22 protein-coding genes and 2 tRNA genes are annotated in these 14,464 nt (G+C 68.0%); 19 read left to right on the top strand and 5 right to left on the bottom strand.

Going from position 1 to position 14,464, the window contains the following annotated elements:
* The first annotated feature begins 6 nt into the window (after window positions 1-6).
* From OG488_RS19415 to OG488_RS19395, 5 genes are all read left to right on the top strand, one after another.
* Window positions 7-285, top strand: a complete 279-nt coding sequence (locus OG488_RS19415) for a hypothetical protein (RefSeq protein WP_322986811.1) — start codon at window positions 7-9, stop codon at window positions 283-285.
* A gap of 323 nt (window positions 286-608) precedes the next feature.
* Complete coding sequence (locus OG488_RS19410; RefSeq protein ID WP_329230926.1) at window positions 609-812, top strand: hypothetical protein; 204 nt, start codon at window positions 609-611, stop codon at window positions 810-812.
* The gene (locus OG488_RS19405; protein WP_329230925.1) at window positions 809-1,033 is read left to right on the top strand and encodes a hypothetical protein; all 225 of its coding nucleotides are present in this window, start codon (window positions 809-811) and stop codon (window positions 1,031-1,033) included. The genes OG488_RS19410 and OG488_RS19405 overlap by 4 nt, the downstream gene beginning before the upstream one ends.
* Window positions 1,030-1,773, top strand: a complete 744-nt coding sequence (locus OG488_RS19400; protein ID WP_329230924.1) for a GntR family transcriptional regulator — start codon at window positions 1,030-1,032, stop codon at window positions 1,771-1,773. Before OG488_RS19405 ends, OG488_RS19400 begins: the two co-directional genes overlap by 4 nt.
* Complete coding sequence (locus tag OG488_RS19395; protein WP_329230922.1) at window positions 1,770-2,078, top strand: hypothetical protein; 309 nt, start codon at window positions 1,770-1,772, stop codon at window positions 2,076-2,078. The genes OG488_RS19400 and OG488_RS19395 overlap by 4 nt, the downstream gene beginning before the upstream one ends.
* A 408-nt stretch (window positions 2,079-2,486) precedes the next feature.
* On the opposite strand, the gene OG488_RS19390 is transcribed toward OG488_RS19395, so the two are convergent.
* Together OG488_RS19390 and OG488_RS19385 are read right to left on the bottom strand one after the other, a co-directional pair.
* The gene (locus tag OG488_RS19390; RefSeq protein ID WP_329230920.1) at window positions 2,487-2,966 is read right to left on the bottom strand and encodes a hypothetical protein; all 480 of its coding nucleotides are present in this window, start codon (window positions 2,964-2,966) and stop codon (window positions 2,487-2,489) included.
* A gap of 332 nt (window positions 2,967-3,298) precedes the next feature.
* Window positions 3,299-3,601: a hypothetical protein gene (locus OG488_RS19385; RefSeq protein WP_329230918.1), complete on the bottom strand. Its 303-nt coding sequence runs from the start codon at window positions 3,599-3,601 to the stop codon at window positions 3,299-3,301.
* 462 nt (window positions 3,602-4,063) lie between these two features.
* On the opposite strand from OG488_RS19385, the gene OG488_RS19380 reads away from it, so the two are divergent.
* Window positions 4,064-4,435, top strand: a complete 372-nt coding sequence (locus OG488_RS19380) for a hypothetical protein (protein ID WP_329230916.1) — start codon at window positions 4,064-4,066, stop codon at window positions 4,433-4,435.
* 580 nt (window positions 4,436-5,015) lie between these two features.
* Here OG488_RS19380 and OG488_RS19375 read toward each other — a convergent pair.
* Window positions 5,016-5,480 carry an NUDIX hydrolase gene (locus OG488_RS19375; protein ID WP_329230915.1) on the bottom strand — a complete coding sequence of 155 codons (465 nt, stop codon included), beginning with the start codon at window positions 5,478-5,480 and terminating at the stop codon, window positions 5,016-5,018.
* Window positions 5,481-5,498: 18 nt separating this feature from the next.
* Between OG488_RS19375 and OG488_RS19370 the strand changes: the two genes are divergently transcribed.
* The 12 genes from OG488_RS19370 to OG488_RS19315 all read left to right on the top strand — a co-directional run bounded on the left by OG488_RS19370 (window position 5,499) and on the right by OG488_RS19315 (window position 12,897).
* Entirely contained in the window at window positions 5,499-6,278 is a 780-nt protein-coding gene (locus OG488_RS19370; RefSeq protein ID WP_124264243.1) for a GntR family transcriptional regulator, read from the top strand.
* A 139-nt stretch (window positions 6,279-6,417) separates the two neighbouring features.
* On the top strand, window positions 6,418-6,777 hold the full coding sequence (locus OG488_RS19365; protein ID WP_010060547.1) for an SCO3933 family regulatory protein: 360 nt from the start codon (window positions 6,418-6,420) through the stop codon (window positions 6,775-6,777).
* Window positions 6,778-6,779: 2 nt separating this feature from the next.
* On the top strand, window positions 6,780-8,132 hold the full coding sequence (locus OG488_RS19360) for an FtsK/SpoIIIE domain-containing protein (protein WP_329230909.1): 1,353 nt from the start codon (window positions 6,780-6,782) through the stop codon (window positions 8,130-8,132).
* An 80-nt stretch (window positions 8,133-8,212) separates the two neighbouring features.
* A complete protein-coding gene (locus OG488_RS19355) occupies window positions 8,213-8,395 on the top strand; it encodes a hypothetical protein (RefSeq protein WP_093686344.1) in 183 nt (60 codons plus the stop codon).
* On the top strand, window positions 8,395-9,060 hold the full coding sequence (locus tag OG488_RS19350; protein ID WP_329230905.1) for a DUF2637 domain-containing protein: 666 nt from the start codon (window positions 8,395-8,397) through the stop codon (window positions 9,058-9,060). Before OG488_RS19355 ends, OG488_RS19350 begins: the two co-directional genes overlap by 1 nt.
* Window positions 9,061-9,078: 18 nt before the next feature.
* Window positions 9,079-9,264 carry a hypothetical protein gene (locus OG488_RS19345; protein ID WP_215039852.1) on the top strand — a complete coding sequence of 62 codons (186 nt, stop codon included), beginning with the start codon at window positions 9,079-9,081 and terminating at the stop codon, window positions 9,262-9,264.
* Window positions 9,265-9,269: 5 nt separating this feature from the next.
* Window positions 9,270-9,461 (top strand): mobile element transfer protein, encoded by a 192-nt coding sequence (locus OG488_RS19340; RefSeq protein ID WP_107412428.1) that lies wholly within the window; start codon window positions 9,270-9,272, stop codon window positions 9,459-9,461.
* Between the two features lie 12 nt (window positions 9,462-9,473).
* Window positions 9,474-9,629, top strand: a complete 156-nt coding sequence (locus tag OG488_RS19335; protein WP_098894951.1) for a hypothetical protein — start codon at window positions 9,474-9,476, stop codon at window positions 9,627-9,629.
* A 27-nt stretch (window positions 9,630-9,656) separates the two neighbouring features.
* The gene (locus OG488_RS19330) at window positions 9,657-9,968 is read left to right on the top strand and encodes a SpdD-like protein (RefSeq protein WP_329230899.1); all 312 of its coding nucleotides are present in this window, start codon (window positions 9,657-9,659) and stop codon (window positions 9,966-9,968) included.
* Between the two features lie 90 nt (window positions 9,969-10,058).
* On the top strand, window positions 10,059-11,471 hold the full coding sequence (repSA, locus tag OG488_RS19325; RefSeq protein WP_329230897.1) for a replication initiator protein RepSA: 1,413 nt from the start codon (window positions 10,059-10,061) through the stop codon (window positions 11,469-11,471).
* Window positions 11,468-11,674 carry an excisionase family DNA-binding protein gene (locus tag OG488_RS19320; protein ID WP_018513692.1) on the top strand — a complete coding sequence of 69 codons (207 nt, stop codon included), beginning with the start codon at window positions 11,468-11,470 and terminating at the stop codon, window positions 11,672-11,674. Before repSA ends, OG488_RS19320 begins: the two co-directional genes overlap by 4 nt.
* Entirely contained in the window at window positions 11,662-12,897 is a 1,236-nt protein-coding gene (locus OG488_RS19315) for a site-specific integrase (protein ID WP_329230893.1), read from the top strand. The genes OG488_RS19320 and OG488_RS19315 overlap by 13 nt, the downstream gene beginning before the upstream one ends.
* Window positions 12,898-12,975: 78 nt before the next feature.
* On the opposite strand, the gene OG488_RS19310 is transcribed toward OG488_RS19315, so the two are convergent.
* Window positions 12,976-13,048 (bottom strand) — tRNA-Arg (locus OG488_RS19310).
* A gap of 207 nt (window positions 13,049-13,255) precedes the next feature.
* A tRNA-Ser gene (locus tag OG488_RS19305) sits at window positions 13,256-13,346 on the bottom strand.
* Between the two features lie 347 nt (window positions 13,347-13,693).
* On the opposite strand from OG488_RS19305, the gene OG488_RS19300 reads away from it, so the two are divergent.
* Window positions 13,694-14,164 (top strand): SSI family serine proteinase inhibitor, encoded by a 471-nt coding sequence (locus tag OG488_RS19300; RefSeq protein WP_329230892.1) that lies wholly within the window; start codon window positions 13,694-13,696, stop codon window positions 14,162-14,164.
* Window positions 14,165-14,464: the final 300 nt, after the last annotated feature.

The following is a 14,464-nucleotide window of genomic DNA, read 5'->3' as shown; positions in this document are numbered from 1 at the left end:
TGCGCTGTGTCCGCTTCGGAAGTGACCGCGGCGGCTATCGCCGCCCGCTTGTCCGCCGCTGGCCTCCGCCCGCGCGTGGAGGAGGACACCCGGTTCACGACGGTCGAGGCAGAAGTACCGGACACGCTCTCCGCCGACTCATGGCGGGAGGTCCTGGACGCGGTGGCCGATGCCGATCGATTCGGGCTCGTGGCCACCAGCTTGAACGGCCGCACCTTATGGGCGGTCGTACGTAAGACGGTCCCCACGACACGCGACGTCGGGGGACCGGGCTATCAGCGATAGGAGCTGAACAGCATGCTCAACCGTATCCGCCAAGCCATCGCGTGCACCAGAGCGCGGTGCTTCCCCAACGGTCGGCATCGCCGTCCCTTAACGCCCGCCTGGCCGCTGGCCTCTCCCACCTGCCCCGCGCCCGCTGACGCTTCGACCGTCACCCTGAGGCGAGCTCCGGTCGGCACGGTCCACCGTTACCCGCTGAGGGGAGAAGACGTCGCGCTCGTCCGTCCGTACCTGCTGGCGTGGGAAGAGCGTGCACGGACGCGCACGGTGCTCGTCGCCCCGCACCTGCCGACCGATGCCTGGTCGGCACTCGCGGGGGCCCACTGATGCCTCCTCGCCGAGAACTGCACCCGGCGGGCAGGACTTCCGCCCCCTACCGCTCGATCGCCTGCTGGATCGGGACGCACCACTCCTGCACCGAGCCGTCCCCGCCTGCGGCGACGGAGGACGTACCGGTGACCTACGAGGAGTGCATCTGCCCGTGCCACTCGACCCCCGACCCGTCCGTGCCCATGAAGGTGACGGCATGAGGGCCCCAGCCCCCGGCGGCGCGCTGGTTTCCACCGTCGAGGTCACTGCGGCCACGGTGCAGCGAGGCGACATCATCCAACTCGGCGGTCAGGCCTGCCGAGTGAGCGACCTCTTCCAGCTCCCCCAGGGGGCCAAGCAACTGGTCTTCGAGTCGGGCGAACTGCTGGCCATACACGCCCGTACCCGGCTCACCGCCCTGCGACTGCTGAGAAGGCGGTGACCCGCTCCGTGCCCCGACGCCATCACGACATCGCAGACGACCTACGCCACCAGATCACAACGGGCAGCATCAAGCCTGGCGAACGCCTCCCGTCGGAAACTGGCCTGGCCGCCCGGTACAGGGTCAGCACGGTGACCCTGCGACGCGCTCTCGCCGTGCTCCAGGGCGAAGGACTCGTCGAGAAGATCCACGGCAAGGGCAACTACGTCCGTCGCCCCCGCCGCAAGATCATGTACGTCAGCGGCTGGGGCACGCTGGACCCCTGGACCGCCGCTGAGCCAACGTTGCGCATCACAGTTCGCAGCGCCACGGTTCCGGCCTCCGTGCAGCTGACGACGTTGCTGAAGGTGCCAACGGGCAGCCCTCTCGCGGAGTACACCTGCCTCAGCCTCGAACAGGGGTCGCCTCACGGCCTGGCCCGCATCTACATCCCGCGCGACCTGGCCCCGGCCGGAATCCTCGACAACGACTCCGTGTGCCGGGAGGCAGCCACGAGATTCGCCGTCCTCGGCCCGTCGCCGGCCACCATCCGAGAGACGGTCTGCGCCCGATCTCCCACCCCAGACGAAGCGTCGGCCCTCCGCATCGGCAACAACATGGCCGTTCTCTCGATCACGCGCATCGCCACCGACGCCACCGGTCGCGTCGTTGAAGCCGCGCTCCTGGCCTTCCCAGGAGACCGAGTCGACGCCGTCTTCACCGCCCACCACGTGCTCAACGAGAGGCCAACCCAAGGATGACAACACCGAACGAACTTCGGCTCCTCCCGTGGTCGGGCCCCGGGGACAAGCCCTGCTACCTGAGCACTGACGACCCGGACGGCTACATGTCCCGGCTCGCAGACGACATCGAAGCGGCCCAACTCGGCACGGCCCGCGAACTGTTGGACGAGGCCTCAGAAGCTCTCGACAACGAGGACACGTCCCATGACGAGATGCGGTGCCTGGTCAGAGAGCTGACCGGGGCTCTGCGGGACATCTTCCGCGTCGCAACGAGCCGCGGTCGCCGCCAGCCAACAAGCGATCCGCGTGAGTCCGCCTATTGATCTACGGCCCGCCGACCAGCACAGCAAGAGAGGCCCATGGCATCTGACCAGATCAGATGCCATGGGCCTCTGGCCCTATTCGGCGACTTCCGTCGACCTTGGACGTCTGAGGACCGCTTCGTCCCGAAGCAACTTGGGTGGGGGTGGTGCCTTGGGATGGGGTGCCTCTTACCTGCGCTGATAGTCGGTAGACGTTCAAGCTTGTTCGCCGTTGTTCGTGGGCGTTGTCACGCAGTTAGACACTCGCCCCGTTGCTGCCGCCAGAGATCTGGCGCCAGCTCCTCAACAACCCGGGGCACGACACAAGGCAGTTGTCATTGACCGCGGTTCGCTGTACCAACTGGTGCGCATCTGGCGCCAGCCTTCCGCGGCTACGGGCTACGGGCTACCGCCCCGCCGGGCTGCGGGTCATCGTTCCGTGATCGACTTGGCAGCCCCAAGATCAAGGCGCATGAGGGTGCGGAGCGCGGCTACGGCGGCATCGAACCTCTCCTCCAAATCCGCATATGCCGCGTCGTCGACCGAGGCACCTGCCGCGAGCAGGTCTCGGGTATCCCTCAGGACCACGAAGGCTGATCGTGCGGCGTCCACGATCTCCGGTGGTGCGACGATGGCCAACTGATGACGGATCTCGTACGCGCCAGGCGTCAGGAACACTTCACGGACTTTTCGCGTTCGCTCGGCGGTTGGGATGTCCTCCTGGGCGCACTCATTGAGCGCTGTGCGGATCCGTGAGAGCGCAGCGGTGTAGTCGGCATACAACTGCCTTCGCACATCGAGGTCCTGGCCGGCACGATCCCTGCGCCACCTGGCCCGATCGGCCAACAAGGTGGAGCCAACCCCGATTGCCGCACCAAGTGCCGTACTGACCAGCGGTATCCACTCCATGACAGGAGAGGCTAGAACCTTCGCCCGTCGGCCGCCCGGCAGTTATGACTCACGGCTGTAGCCCGCGTTGTTACGGAGCTTGGGAATCATGGGTGATCGAGGCTCGAACGGGCCTCTGGTCTGCGCGAGCAGAGGGTGGCACGCCTGGGCAGTCCGCTGTCAGCCTCTGTCGTCGACCGCTGTTTACCGACCCTTGTGGCACGGTTCTGGCACGGACGGCTGTCTTCTGATTCTCAGCTCTAACCACACGCCACGACTGATGAGCGTTCTTTCGGCCGGAGATGTAGATAGGCCCGGGCGCCATGTGGTCACCCGGGCCCGCCTGTCTGCGGTCACACGATGTGAACGCGTTCCAAGTTGCCCTGCTCGTCTCGTAGGAGCACTTCCTTGCCATCCTCCATCTGTTCGGCAAGGAAGCCATACACCTGCACCGAGCGGTTGATGGCGTCCGTCTTGGACAGGCCGGTAGTCCTCATCAACGTGGCGACCGCTTGAACAGCTGCTGCGATGAGGGTCACGGTAAAGCGCTCGCTCTCGCGCACGGCTTGCAGGCCGCTTGAACGAGTCACGTGCACCATCCTCTCTGTAAGGTCCCCCGGCTGCTCTTTTTCGTCCCATTTGACCTCAGAGATCACATCCCTGGCCTTCTGTCTGCCCCCCGGGTGACCTCCATCATCGCATGCGCCAATCAATCACGCACCAGATTGGTGCGTTAAACGCACCAAAACTTTGGGTTACGGGTGCAGTGCGGGTCGCGACGGGAGTATGCTCGCCGCAAGCAGAGCTCGGATCCACCGGGCTCGCTGGCAGCTCGTCGTTGGCAGCTCGGATACGCCGAGCTCGCTGAGGCGCTGTCGACGGAGCTCGGATCCACCGAGCTCATTCGCTACTGGGGGTAGCAAATGTTGGTTACATCGCCTGCACTCACCGTCGATCTCCAGGGGGGTTCGCCCTAGACGGGCAACCCTCCTCGATCACGTGGTGAGTCCCGCGGCGATCGTGGCTGATCTAGTGGGCCATGCCCTCTGATCCGCTGCGTCCACCGAGCGCGAACCTGATGCTCGGTTTGCCCTAAGGGACGAAAGGATCCACCACCCGTGTCGGATGGCGTCATCCCGGCAGAGTTGCCGGAAGACGAGGAACAGCCCTCGGAACGATCCGAGGTTCGCATCAGGACTAGCCAGGAGGAGGAGCTGGAGGCGCCCACGATGGGCGCATCGGTGACTTTCAAGATCGAGAGGCTAGGCGCGGAGGCTGGGATCGAAGTCCCTCCCGAGAACGCCGATCAGTTGATCGCCATCTCCCCCATATTGTTGGGAATGGTGAGCTCCACCGCTGGACCGATCATCCTGCTTCAGGCCATTGCGAACCTGGAGATGCACTGGAGCGCGAAGTTTGCTCTGGCGCTGATCCTGGCGGTCATCCCGATCGTCTACGTGTTCCTGGGCAACCGACGCAACGAGGCCTGACCTCGGAGCGCAACCCCCAGCCCCTTCTCAGGTACGTGTGCCATCAATGCTGGGCCCTGCAAATGTAGGGCCCAGCATTCTCTGCTCGGGAACGGTTCTTCGAGGGCCGCGATGAGCTTCCGGGCAACTGCCCTGGATCTGTTGACCAACACCCGTAGCTCCCATCCCGTCCGCCTTCGACCCACACACCGTGGAGCGGTCGTGGTTCAGGGCGTCAAGGTGGAGCGCGCCACTGTACGAACGACCTTGACGCCCTGGGCCGCGACTGCTCGGCTCTGCCTGGGTCGAAGGTGGTCGGGATGGGAGCTTCACGACGCTCGCCCCGCTCCGGCCGGCACTCGCGAACGGCGCCCCGTCCATCCCGGAGTCTGAGCGCCCCCGCCGGAGGCATCATTGTGACGCAGTGGAGCCGACTGCCCCAGCCAGAGTGGGCTTCTTCCCCACCATGGTGCTCGCTCCAGCCGCGCGACCGGCGTAGCCGGGGCCAGAGCGGGCCGAAGGCAGGAGCGTCAGGCCCCGGCGGTGAGCCGGGGAGCGCGCGGCGAGCGGAGCGAGCCGCCTTGATGAAGTAGAGAAAGTCTTATCCCGCTGAGGTGAGCTGCTTGCCGTCGTGGCTCCGCACGTGAGGGCCGTTGCCGTCCAGGGCGTCCAGCAGACGGACCGCGTAGACCTCTGCCATGCGCTCGCTGACCTGGTCGGGTGTGAGCCAGGAGACGGCGGTCGACTCGCTTGAGGTGCGCTCGGTGCCGCCGGAGGGCTTGCAGCGGAAGACTAGAGCGACGATGCCTCGGGTCGTGTTCTTGTAGACGCCGGTGAGCTGGTCCACTTCGACGTGGATGCCTGTCTCTTCCCAGACCTCGCGGGCAACGCCGGCCTCGGGTGTCTCGTTGAGTTCGAGGATGCCGCCAGGAAGCTCCCAGGTGCCGTTGTCGGCTCGGCGGATCGCCAGGAGGCGGCCGTCCTCGCGCACCACTACTCCGGCGACGGACACGGAGTGCAGGGGAGTGGGTGTCGCTTCCTGTGATTGACTCATGTAGAGGAGCATAGGAGGCAGGGAAGGACTATGGGAACTGCGGCGGGAGGGGCCGGTTCCGGTCCTCGGTATGTGCAGATCGCTGATGACCTCGTGCAGCAGATCCGGGCAGGGGTCCTCAAGGCCGGCGACATGGTGCCGAGCGAATCCGAGCTGGTGGACCGCTACGGCGTCTCCGGCGGGACGATCCGTAAGGCCATGGTCGAGGTACGGGCGAGTGGGCTCGTCGAGACCAGGCATGGCAAGGGCTCGATTGTGAAGGACCGGCCCCCCGTACGGCACCGCTCCTCCGATCGGTTCCGGCGCTCGCTCCGGCAAGGTGGCCAGGCCGCCTACCTCGCGGAGTCCGCACAGTCCGGCGCCACCGCGAAAGTCAGCGTCCTCTACATCGGTCCCATGGACGCGCCCGAGGACGCCGCCGAGCGGCTGGGTGTCCCCGCCGGTACGCAGGTGTTGGCCCGCCGGCGCCTCTACTTCCGCAACGGCACCCCGGTGGAAACCGCCTCGTCGTACCTGCCCTGGGACGTGGTGAAGGAGATTCCCGAGCTGTTCGCCGAGAACCCCGGTGGCGGTGGCATCTACGCCCGACTCGAAGACCACGGGCATGAGTTCGCGGAGTTCGTCGAGACGCTGCAAGCGCGCCCGGCCTCGAAGTCGGAGGCGTCGGAACTGGCGCTCAGCCCTGGCGCGCCCGTGGTTCACCTGATCCGGGAGGCCCGTACGACCGCGGGTCGGGTGGTCGAGGTGTGCGACACGCTCATGGCCGCTGACCAGTTCGTTTTCGAGTATCGGATTCCTGCCGACGACTGACGTCCGCTCAACTTCCCGCAACCCGTCGTGAGTTCTTCTTCGCGGCGGGTTGACTCATGTACAGGAGTCAGGCACTCTTCTTCATGTCACTCATATACATGAGTGATGGAGTTCAGCATCTATAGAGGAGTGATCTGCTGTGCGTCAGATTCCCGTCGACACCTCCAGCGCTGTCGTGATGGTCGCCAAGATTCCGCAGGTCAAGGTCCGTGACCGCCGCACCGGTGAGATCGCCACCGACATGGAGACCGGTGCTCAGCTCATGACCGTGGACGTGATGTTCGCGGCGAACGAGGAGGTGGAGATCCTGTCCGTCACCGTTCCGGAGCCCGGGATCACCGGTGAGCTGGCCATGGGTACGCCGGTCGCGCTCACCGGCCTGGTCGCCCGTCCGTGGGAGAACGACTTCAACGGCCAGCGGCGGCACGGCATCGCGTTCCGCGCGGTCGCGGTCACCTCGCTCGCCGACGTCGCCACCACAGGGTCGAAGGCGGCCTGATCATGACCGCCTTCACGGTCGCTCTGGTGCTGGTCGTCGCCGCTGCGGGTCTCCTGCGGTGGCGGCGGCCCGCCTGGTACTGGCTGGGCTTCGGGGTCACTCTGGCCGCGCTGCGGGTCTTGGTCCGGTACCGCTCGGTCATGGACGCGTGCGGGTTGACCGTTCCGCCGGCGCGTTGGCGGTTATCTCTGGCTCGGGCCACCAACCAGCCGATACCTGAACCCCGCCCACCGCGTATCCGACGACTGTGGCCGACTCGCACCGGCCTGGTCCTCCGACTCAAGCTCCGTCCCGGGCAGGACGTCTTCGACATCGCTGCGGCCTCGGACCGGCTTCGGCACTCGTTCTCGATGTTCGGCGTGACCTCGCGTGAGGTGCGGTCCGGTGTCGTCGAGGTGCGGATGACCGGATACGACGTGCTCAAGCGGGTGCAGATGCCTGCTGAGACGGAGACCCGGCCGATGCGGGTACCGGTCGCCCTTCGGGAGGACGGGTCGGTGCACTACCGCGACTACCGCGCGAACCCTCACGCCCTCACCCTCGGTGCCACGGAGTCCGGCAAGTCGGTCTACCAACGCAACCTGGTCGCCGGCCTTGCTCCTCTGGACGTTGCCCTCGTCGGCATCGACTGCAAACAAGGGGTCGAACTCTTCCCGCTGGCAAGCAGGTTCTCAGCGCTGGCCGACAGCCCGGACACCGCTGCCGAACTCCTCGATGCACTCGTGGCGCGGATGGCGGACGTCTACCGCCTCATCCGTACCCAGCAGCGCATCACCGTCGATGTGCCGGACGCGGAGATCGCCGCCGACATCTGGGACCTGCCTGAGGAGCTCCGCCCGACCCCGGTCGTCGTCCTGGTCGACGAGGTGGCCGAACTCGCCCTGTACGCAACGAAGGAGGAGGAGAGGCGGCGAGACCGCATCATCACCGCCCTGGTCCGTCTCGCACAGCTCGGCCGCGCCGCCGGTATCTACCTCGAAATCTGCGGACAGCGCTTCGGCTCCGAACTCGGCAAGGGCATCACCATGCTCCGCGCCCAACTCACCGGCCGCACCGCCCACCGTCTCAACGACGAGACCTCCGCCAACATGGCCTTCGGCGACATCGCCCCGGACGCGGTCCTCGCCGCCATCCAGATTCCCGCCGAACTGCGAGGCCTTGCTATCGCGGGAGACTCGTCCGGCGGCTGGCACCGCATCCGCGCTCCGCACACCTCGCTCCGCCAGGCCGTGAACCTCTGCAACCGGTACGCCGACAGGACCCCGGACCTGCCCGAGCTGGCCCCTTTCCGGCCCACCACCGGCACCGCCACCGAGCTTGTGCCATCGGCGAAGGCTTCTCCGGCCACCGCCTGATCTCTCCCCCCACTCGGTAGGCGTGACCGTCTTCGCGCCGAGTCCCTACCACTGCCATGCCCAGAGAAGGGAGAACCGCCATGTGCCCCGACTGCGAGGACTTCGCCCGGACCGTGCTTCTGCTCGGCCAACTCGCCCTGTACGCCGACATGGCCGGCGCCGACCTCGACTTCGTGGACGTCGTCAGCCCGTCCCTCGCCGTGTCGCTGCCGGAGCCGCCGGGCACGTTCCCGGACGACTCCGACCCCGCTGAGGACTCCTGATGGGCGCCCGGCACGGTCTCCGGATCGACGCGGTGTTGATCCAGGCGGTCATCGCCGGAGCTCTGTCCTTCGCCCACCTGCACGACCTCGCCGCCGCGGCCGGACAGGACGGCTGGAAGGCATGGGCCTACCCGGTCAGCGTCGACCTGCTCCTTGTCGCCGCCTGGCGTCGGCTGCGCAGTGAGGGCCCGTCCCGGTTGGCCTGGTGCTGGTTCCTGATCGCCCTGTTCGCCTCGCTCGGCGCCAACGTCGCCACCGCCGGGTTCCTCGACCTGGCCGATCCGCCGGCCCCGCTCCGGCTCGGCATCGCCGGATGGCCCGCACTCGCCTTCCTCGGCGGCACTCTCCTCGCCCACTCGTCGCGGAAGCCGGAGCCAGCTCCGCCAGCCGCCGTCACGGAGACAAAGGACGTCGGGCCGACGCGTGTGCCTGACGCGGCCCCGATCCCATCCCAAGCCGATGAGCCCCCAGCGACAACGGCCCTGTCCTCGCCACCGGCCCCCTCCCCGGATACGCCCGTTCCCGCCGTGCTGATCGACCACGCCCGCAAGGTCGCCGACGAGTACCGCACCCGCACCGGATCACCGATCGACACCGACACCCTCCGCTCCCGCCTCGGCGTTCCGCCCCACCTCGCCGACGCCATCGCCGCCCGCCTCAGCTGACCGCAAAGGAGAACTGAGATGACCCACGATCCCGCCGACCTGACCGTGGCCGACTACCTCGACGGAGCGCGTGAGATGGCCGCAGCCGGACGCCCCTTCCTGGCCCACCTGCTCGCCGAGGAAGCCGCACGACGCGTCGACGACCCGGCCACCGCCCGAAGCCTCCGCGCCCAGTACACCGACCCGACGACCGACAGGGGCTGACCGGCATGCCCGCCCGCGACAGCTTCCACTCCGTGATGCGTATCGGCCCCGTACAGATCGGCACCCACCGCGACCGCACCGGCCGCACCGTCCACGCCGCCGTCTGCACTGCCGACCGCTGCGGCTGGTCCGCCGACTACTCCAGCCGGACCGCCGCCCAACTCGCCGCCCGTACCCACCGCTGCACCGTCCGTTAGGAGACAGCGTCCATGGACGTCCCCCTTTGGATCGCCCTGCTGGTCGTCGGCTACCTCGGCATCAAGCTCTTCCGCCCGCCGGCGTGGCTGATCTGCGTGCTCCTCCTCGGCGGCTACCTCCTCGCCGACAGCCTCTTCGCCTCGGTCATCGACACCGCCGTCAAGTAGCCCGCGCCCGGGAGAGGAGAACCACCCATGTTCCAGCCCAAGATCCCGACCATGCCGCAGCCCTCGGGCCTGGTCACCCCACCCGCCGTCATCCAGCCGACCACCATCACGCCGGGCACGCCTGCCCCGGCACCCGCCGCCCCTCCGCCGACCCGTCCGGTCGTACAACTCACCCCCGGCACCGCGGTCGCGCTCGTCGGTGCCGGCACTGCCGTCGTCCTGGTCGTCGGCACCGTCCTGGTCTCGCTGCTCCTGGCGGTCGCCGTCACCAGCGCATCGGTCGCCGTCTGCGCGGTCGTCCTGCGCTCCCTGATCGCGTCCGACGCCAAACGCCGCTGACCGGCCCCGGGCGGCCTCGATACCGCCAAGCATCCGCCGCCCGGGAGCCGTGCCCACCGATCGATCTCGCAACCGGAAGGAACCCCCAGCATGGCCCACCGGCCCTCACCCTCGAAACAGAAGCGGTCCACGCCCGCCCCACAGCTCGACCCGACCGTCCTCGGGGACGTCCTCCGGGTGGCCTCGGCCTCCGACTACACCCGCTGGGAGGACCAGATCCGCCGCACCGGCGGCTGTGCCGACCCCGTCCACCTGAGCGGCTGGGTAACCCACAAGGACAAGACCACCGGCGAGACCCTGCACCGCTACTCGACCGCGTACGAGCCGGGCGGGCGTCTCCGCATCGCCTGCGGCAACCGCCGCGCCTCCCGCTGCCCCTCCTGCGCCTGGACCTACGCGGGCGACACCTACCACCTGATCCGCGCCGGCCTCGCCGGAGACGACCGCCGCGACATCACCGCCGCCGTCCGCGACCACCCGCGCGTATTCGCCACCCTCACCGCACCCTCGTTCGGCCCTGTCCACAACCGCCCCGACCGGGGCACCTGCCGGTGCGGCACGGCACACGCCTCGGACTCCGCGGACCTGGGCTCCGCCCTTGACCCGGAGACCTACGACTACGCGGGCGCCGTGCTCTTCAACAACCACGCCGGGGAGCTCTGGCAGCGCTTCACCACCCGACTCCGCCGCGAACTCGCCATCCACGCGGGCATCCCACGCCGTGAGCTGGGTGACCATCTCCGCGTCTCCTTCGGCAAGGTCGCCGAATTCCAGAAGCGCGGAGCCCTCCACTTCCACGCCGTCGTACGTCTCGACGGCCCGGAGGGACCTTGCACTCCGCCGCCCTCTTGGGCCACGGTCGATCTCCTCACCGACGCGATACGAGCCGCAGCCGCGCACTCGTACACGTCGGTCTCCGTCCCGGCTGCCGGTGAACAGTCGGCCCGGACCTTCCAATGGGGACGACAGCTCGACGTCCGCCCGGTCAAGGCCTTCGGCGACGGTTCAGATGTCACCGAACAGGCCGTCGCCTCGTACGTGGCCAAGTACGCCACCAAAGCCGCCGAGAACACCGGCACCCTGGACCGCCGTATCGGTGAGCTCGCCGAACTCGACCGCCACCGCGTTCCCGATCACACCCGTCGGCTCATCACCGCATGCCGTGAGCTCGACAGCCTCTATCCGGACCGACGTCTCTGGGCCTGGGCCCACATGCTCGGCTTCCGCGGCCACTTCTCGTCCAAGTCCCGCACCTACTCCACCACCCTCGGCGCCCTCCGTCAGGAACGCGCCGACTACCGCGCCGCCCAGGAAGCGCCTGCTCTCGGCCTCGCCGACCGCGAACCGGACACCGTCCTCGTCCTGACCGACTGGCAGTACGTAGGCCACGGGCACACCCCCGGCGAAGGAGCTCTCGCCGCCACCATCGCCCGTGATCTCCAAACCAACCGCGAGACCGCCCGCGAAGCCCGGTATGACGCTCTGGAAGGGACAGCTGCATGACCACCACCGTGATCGAGCGCAAGTGGCACTCCACCACCGAGGTCGCCGAGATGCTCGGCTTCGGGCTCTCCAAGACGAAAATGCTCGTGCTCACCGGGGAGATCCGTTCCGTGAAAGTCGGTCGCAACCGCCGCATCCTCCCGGCCTGGGTGGACGAGTACATCCAGCGCGTCTCCGCCGACGCCGAAGGGTGGGCAGCATGACCGGCAAGCGCGGCAACGGAGAGGGCTCCATCTACCCGTACAAGAACGGCTTCGCGGCCTACGTCTGGGTGACCAAGCCGGACGGGAAGCGCGCAAGGAAGTACGCGTACGGCAAGACCCGCGAAGAGGTCCACGACAAGTGGCTGGCCCTCCACGCGGAAGCGAAGAAGGGGCCAGTGGCCACCCGGCACCGCACCCTCGACGCCTTCCTGGCGTACTGGCTCGACTCGATCGTGAAGCCCAACCTCGCCCCGCTGTCCTACGTCTCGTACGAGGGGTACGTCAGGCTCTACATCACCCCTCACCTCGGCTCCAAGCGGCTCGACAAGCTCACCGTCCGGGATGTGCGCGAGTGGCTGACCAAGCTGGGCACCGTCTGTCAGTGCTGCGCCCAGGGGAAGGACGAGAAGAGGGCGGCTGCTCGACGGAAGTGCTGCGCGGTCGGAGACTGCTGCGAGTCGTACCCGTCCCGCCGGGTGATCCAGGCATCCCGCGACGCTCTGCGGGCTGCCCTGACGCATGCGGTCACAGAGGAGGAGATCGGTAAGAACGTCGCCTCGCTCGTGAAGGTGCCGAAGCCTCGTCGACGCCGGATCAAGCCGTGGTCTGTTGCTGAGGCCGGCCAGTTCCTCGCGGACGCTGCCGCTCGCGATGACCACCTCTTCGCAGCCTGGGTTCTTGTGCTGACGCTCGGCCTGAGACGCGGGGAGGTTCTGGGGCTTACGTGGAAGTCCATCGACTTCGAGGCCGGCGAACTGTACGTGGACCACCAGATCCAGCGGGCTGGCAGGCAGATCCTCCACCGCGAGACCAAGACCGAAGACTCTGACGACTTCCTGCCCCTGCCGTCCCTCTGCCTGAAAGCCCTACGGATGCACCGGGCTCAGCAGGTCGGCGACCGGACGGCCGCGGGCGAACTCTGGCAGGACGCGCACGGCCTGGTGTTCACCACCAAGTACGGCACTCCGATCGAGCCGGGGAACCTCACCCGGATGTTCGCACTTCGGGCCCGCCGCGCCGGCCTCCGGGTCATCCCGCTGCGGAACACGCGGCACACATGCAGTTCGCTCCTGGTCGCGCTCAAAGTGCACCCGAAGATCGCTCAGCGAATCCTTCGGCACTCACAGATCGCCATGACGATGGAGGTCTACGCCGAGGCCAGCGAGGAAGAGGTACGCGCCGCGATCGGCAAGCTGTCCGACGCGATGGGCGGTACCGGCTGACACGGTTGCTGTACTTCGCTGCTGTACGGGCAACGCGAGAGGCCCCCAGGATTTCTCCTGGGGGCCTCTGGCCTGCTGTGCACTCGGCAGGATTCGAACCTGCAACCTTCTGATCCGTAGTCAGATGCTCTATCCGTTAAGCTACGAGTGCGTGTCCTCGGCCGGGGCCTCGGTCCCGCCCCCCCGGGGTTTTTCTCCCCGGTCGGCGTTGCGAGAACAACATTACATGACCTGCGCCGTGACGCGAAATCCATTAGCCGCACCCCGCCTGACCTGGCAAAACACCGTTCAGGCGGGGGTTTCCCGAGCCGGGTACGCCCGAAGCCCCGTGCCTGGGGCACGGGGCTTCGGGTTCCTGCGGAGGCGGAGGGATTTGAACCCTCGATGGGTTTTAAAACCCAAACCGCATTAGCAGTGCGGCGCCATAGACCGGACTAGGCGACGCCTCCAGCACACCCCGCGCGAACGCGAGTGGTGCGTGCAGATGATGACACATTCGAGCGCGCTGTCACCAATCGCCGCCCACGGTACTAGGCAGGTGGGCGGCGAGGCAAAGCACTTAGGGAGGTGTCGGGGCCGGCCGGTCGAGGACGTGGGGCCAGGGGGCCGTCCGGACGGTTGTTCCGGTCGGCCCCCCATGAGTTGCGCAACGTGCGGGCGTAAGGAGCGTTAGAGAGGACGAGGGCTCCGCCCTCCGTCCGTCACCCCCGTGTGTGCCCGTGCGCGCCCCCACCCGGCGGCGCGTGCGCGGCAGACCGGCGCGCTCCTGGGCGCGCCAGAACATCAGGAGCCCCGCATGCTGCGCCGTCTCACTCTCGCCGCTGTCGCGTCCCTCGCCGCGCTGTCCGCCGCGGCGCCCGCCGCCACCGCCGTGTCCCCTCTTGTACCGCTGCCCCCGCTCCCCGTGCTCCAGGGGGACTGGCCGCTGGAGCAGGACACGCGGACCCGCCTCACCGTGACGGTCTCGGAGTCCGGCAATCCGTCGGCCGACGGGGTCTTCGAGCTGGAGTGCGGTCCGGCGGGCGGCAGCCACCCCGCCGCCCAGCGGGCCTGCGATCTGCTGGACGAGGCCGCGGGGTCGGGGGACAACCCCTTCGTGGCGACCGACCGCAACGCCATGTGCACCCAGCAGGCCGGCGGCCCGGCCGCCGCGCGGGTCCAGGGCACCTGGCAGGGGGAGAACGTCGACGCGCGGTTCAGCCGGGCCAACGGCTGCGAGATCTCGCGCTGGAACAACCTCGTGCCGGTTCTCCCGTCCGCCAGGTAGCCGGTTCGGCGGGGCGTGCGCCGGGAGACTCCGGCCGGCGGGAGGGCGTGCACCGGGGCGCACAGCAGCCGCCCGAAAGGCTTCCAGGCCGTTTTCCAGGGGCACTTCGGGTCGGCTGCCGGCGCACACCGCAATCCGTCGACGCACGTCAGAGGGGGCGCTCGCGGTGACGTCATAGGCCACCGGCGTACACCGTGTGCACAGAACCTTGGTGAGAGCTCCCCCTCATCCGCCGCCCGCCATGCGCTCCCTGCCTTTAGACTCCTCCAGTGACAGCCTGAGGCCCGAGGGGCAGGATGG

Origin of the sequence: Streptomyces sp. NBC_01460 (assembly GCF_036227405.1) — a bacterium.
In the GTDB taxonomy this organism is placed as follows: Bacteria; Actinomycetota; Actinomycetes; order Streptomycetales; family Streptomycetaceae; genus Streptomyces.
Note: the sequence above shows the minus strand (reverse complement) of the source record. Positions and strands in the feature narration are given on the sequence as shown.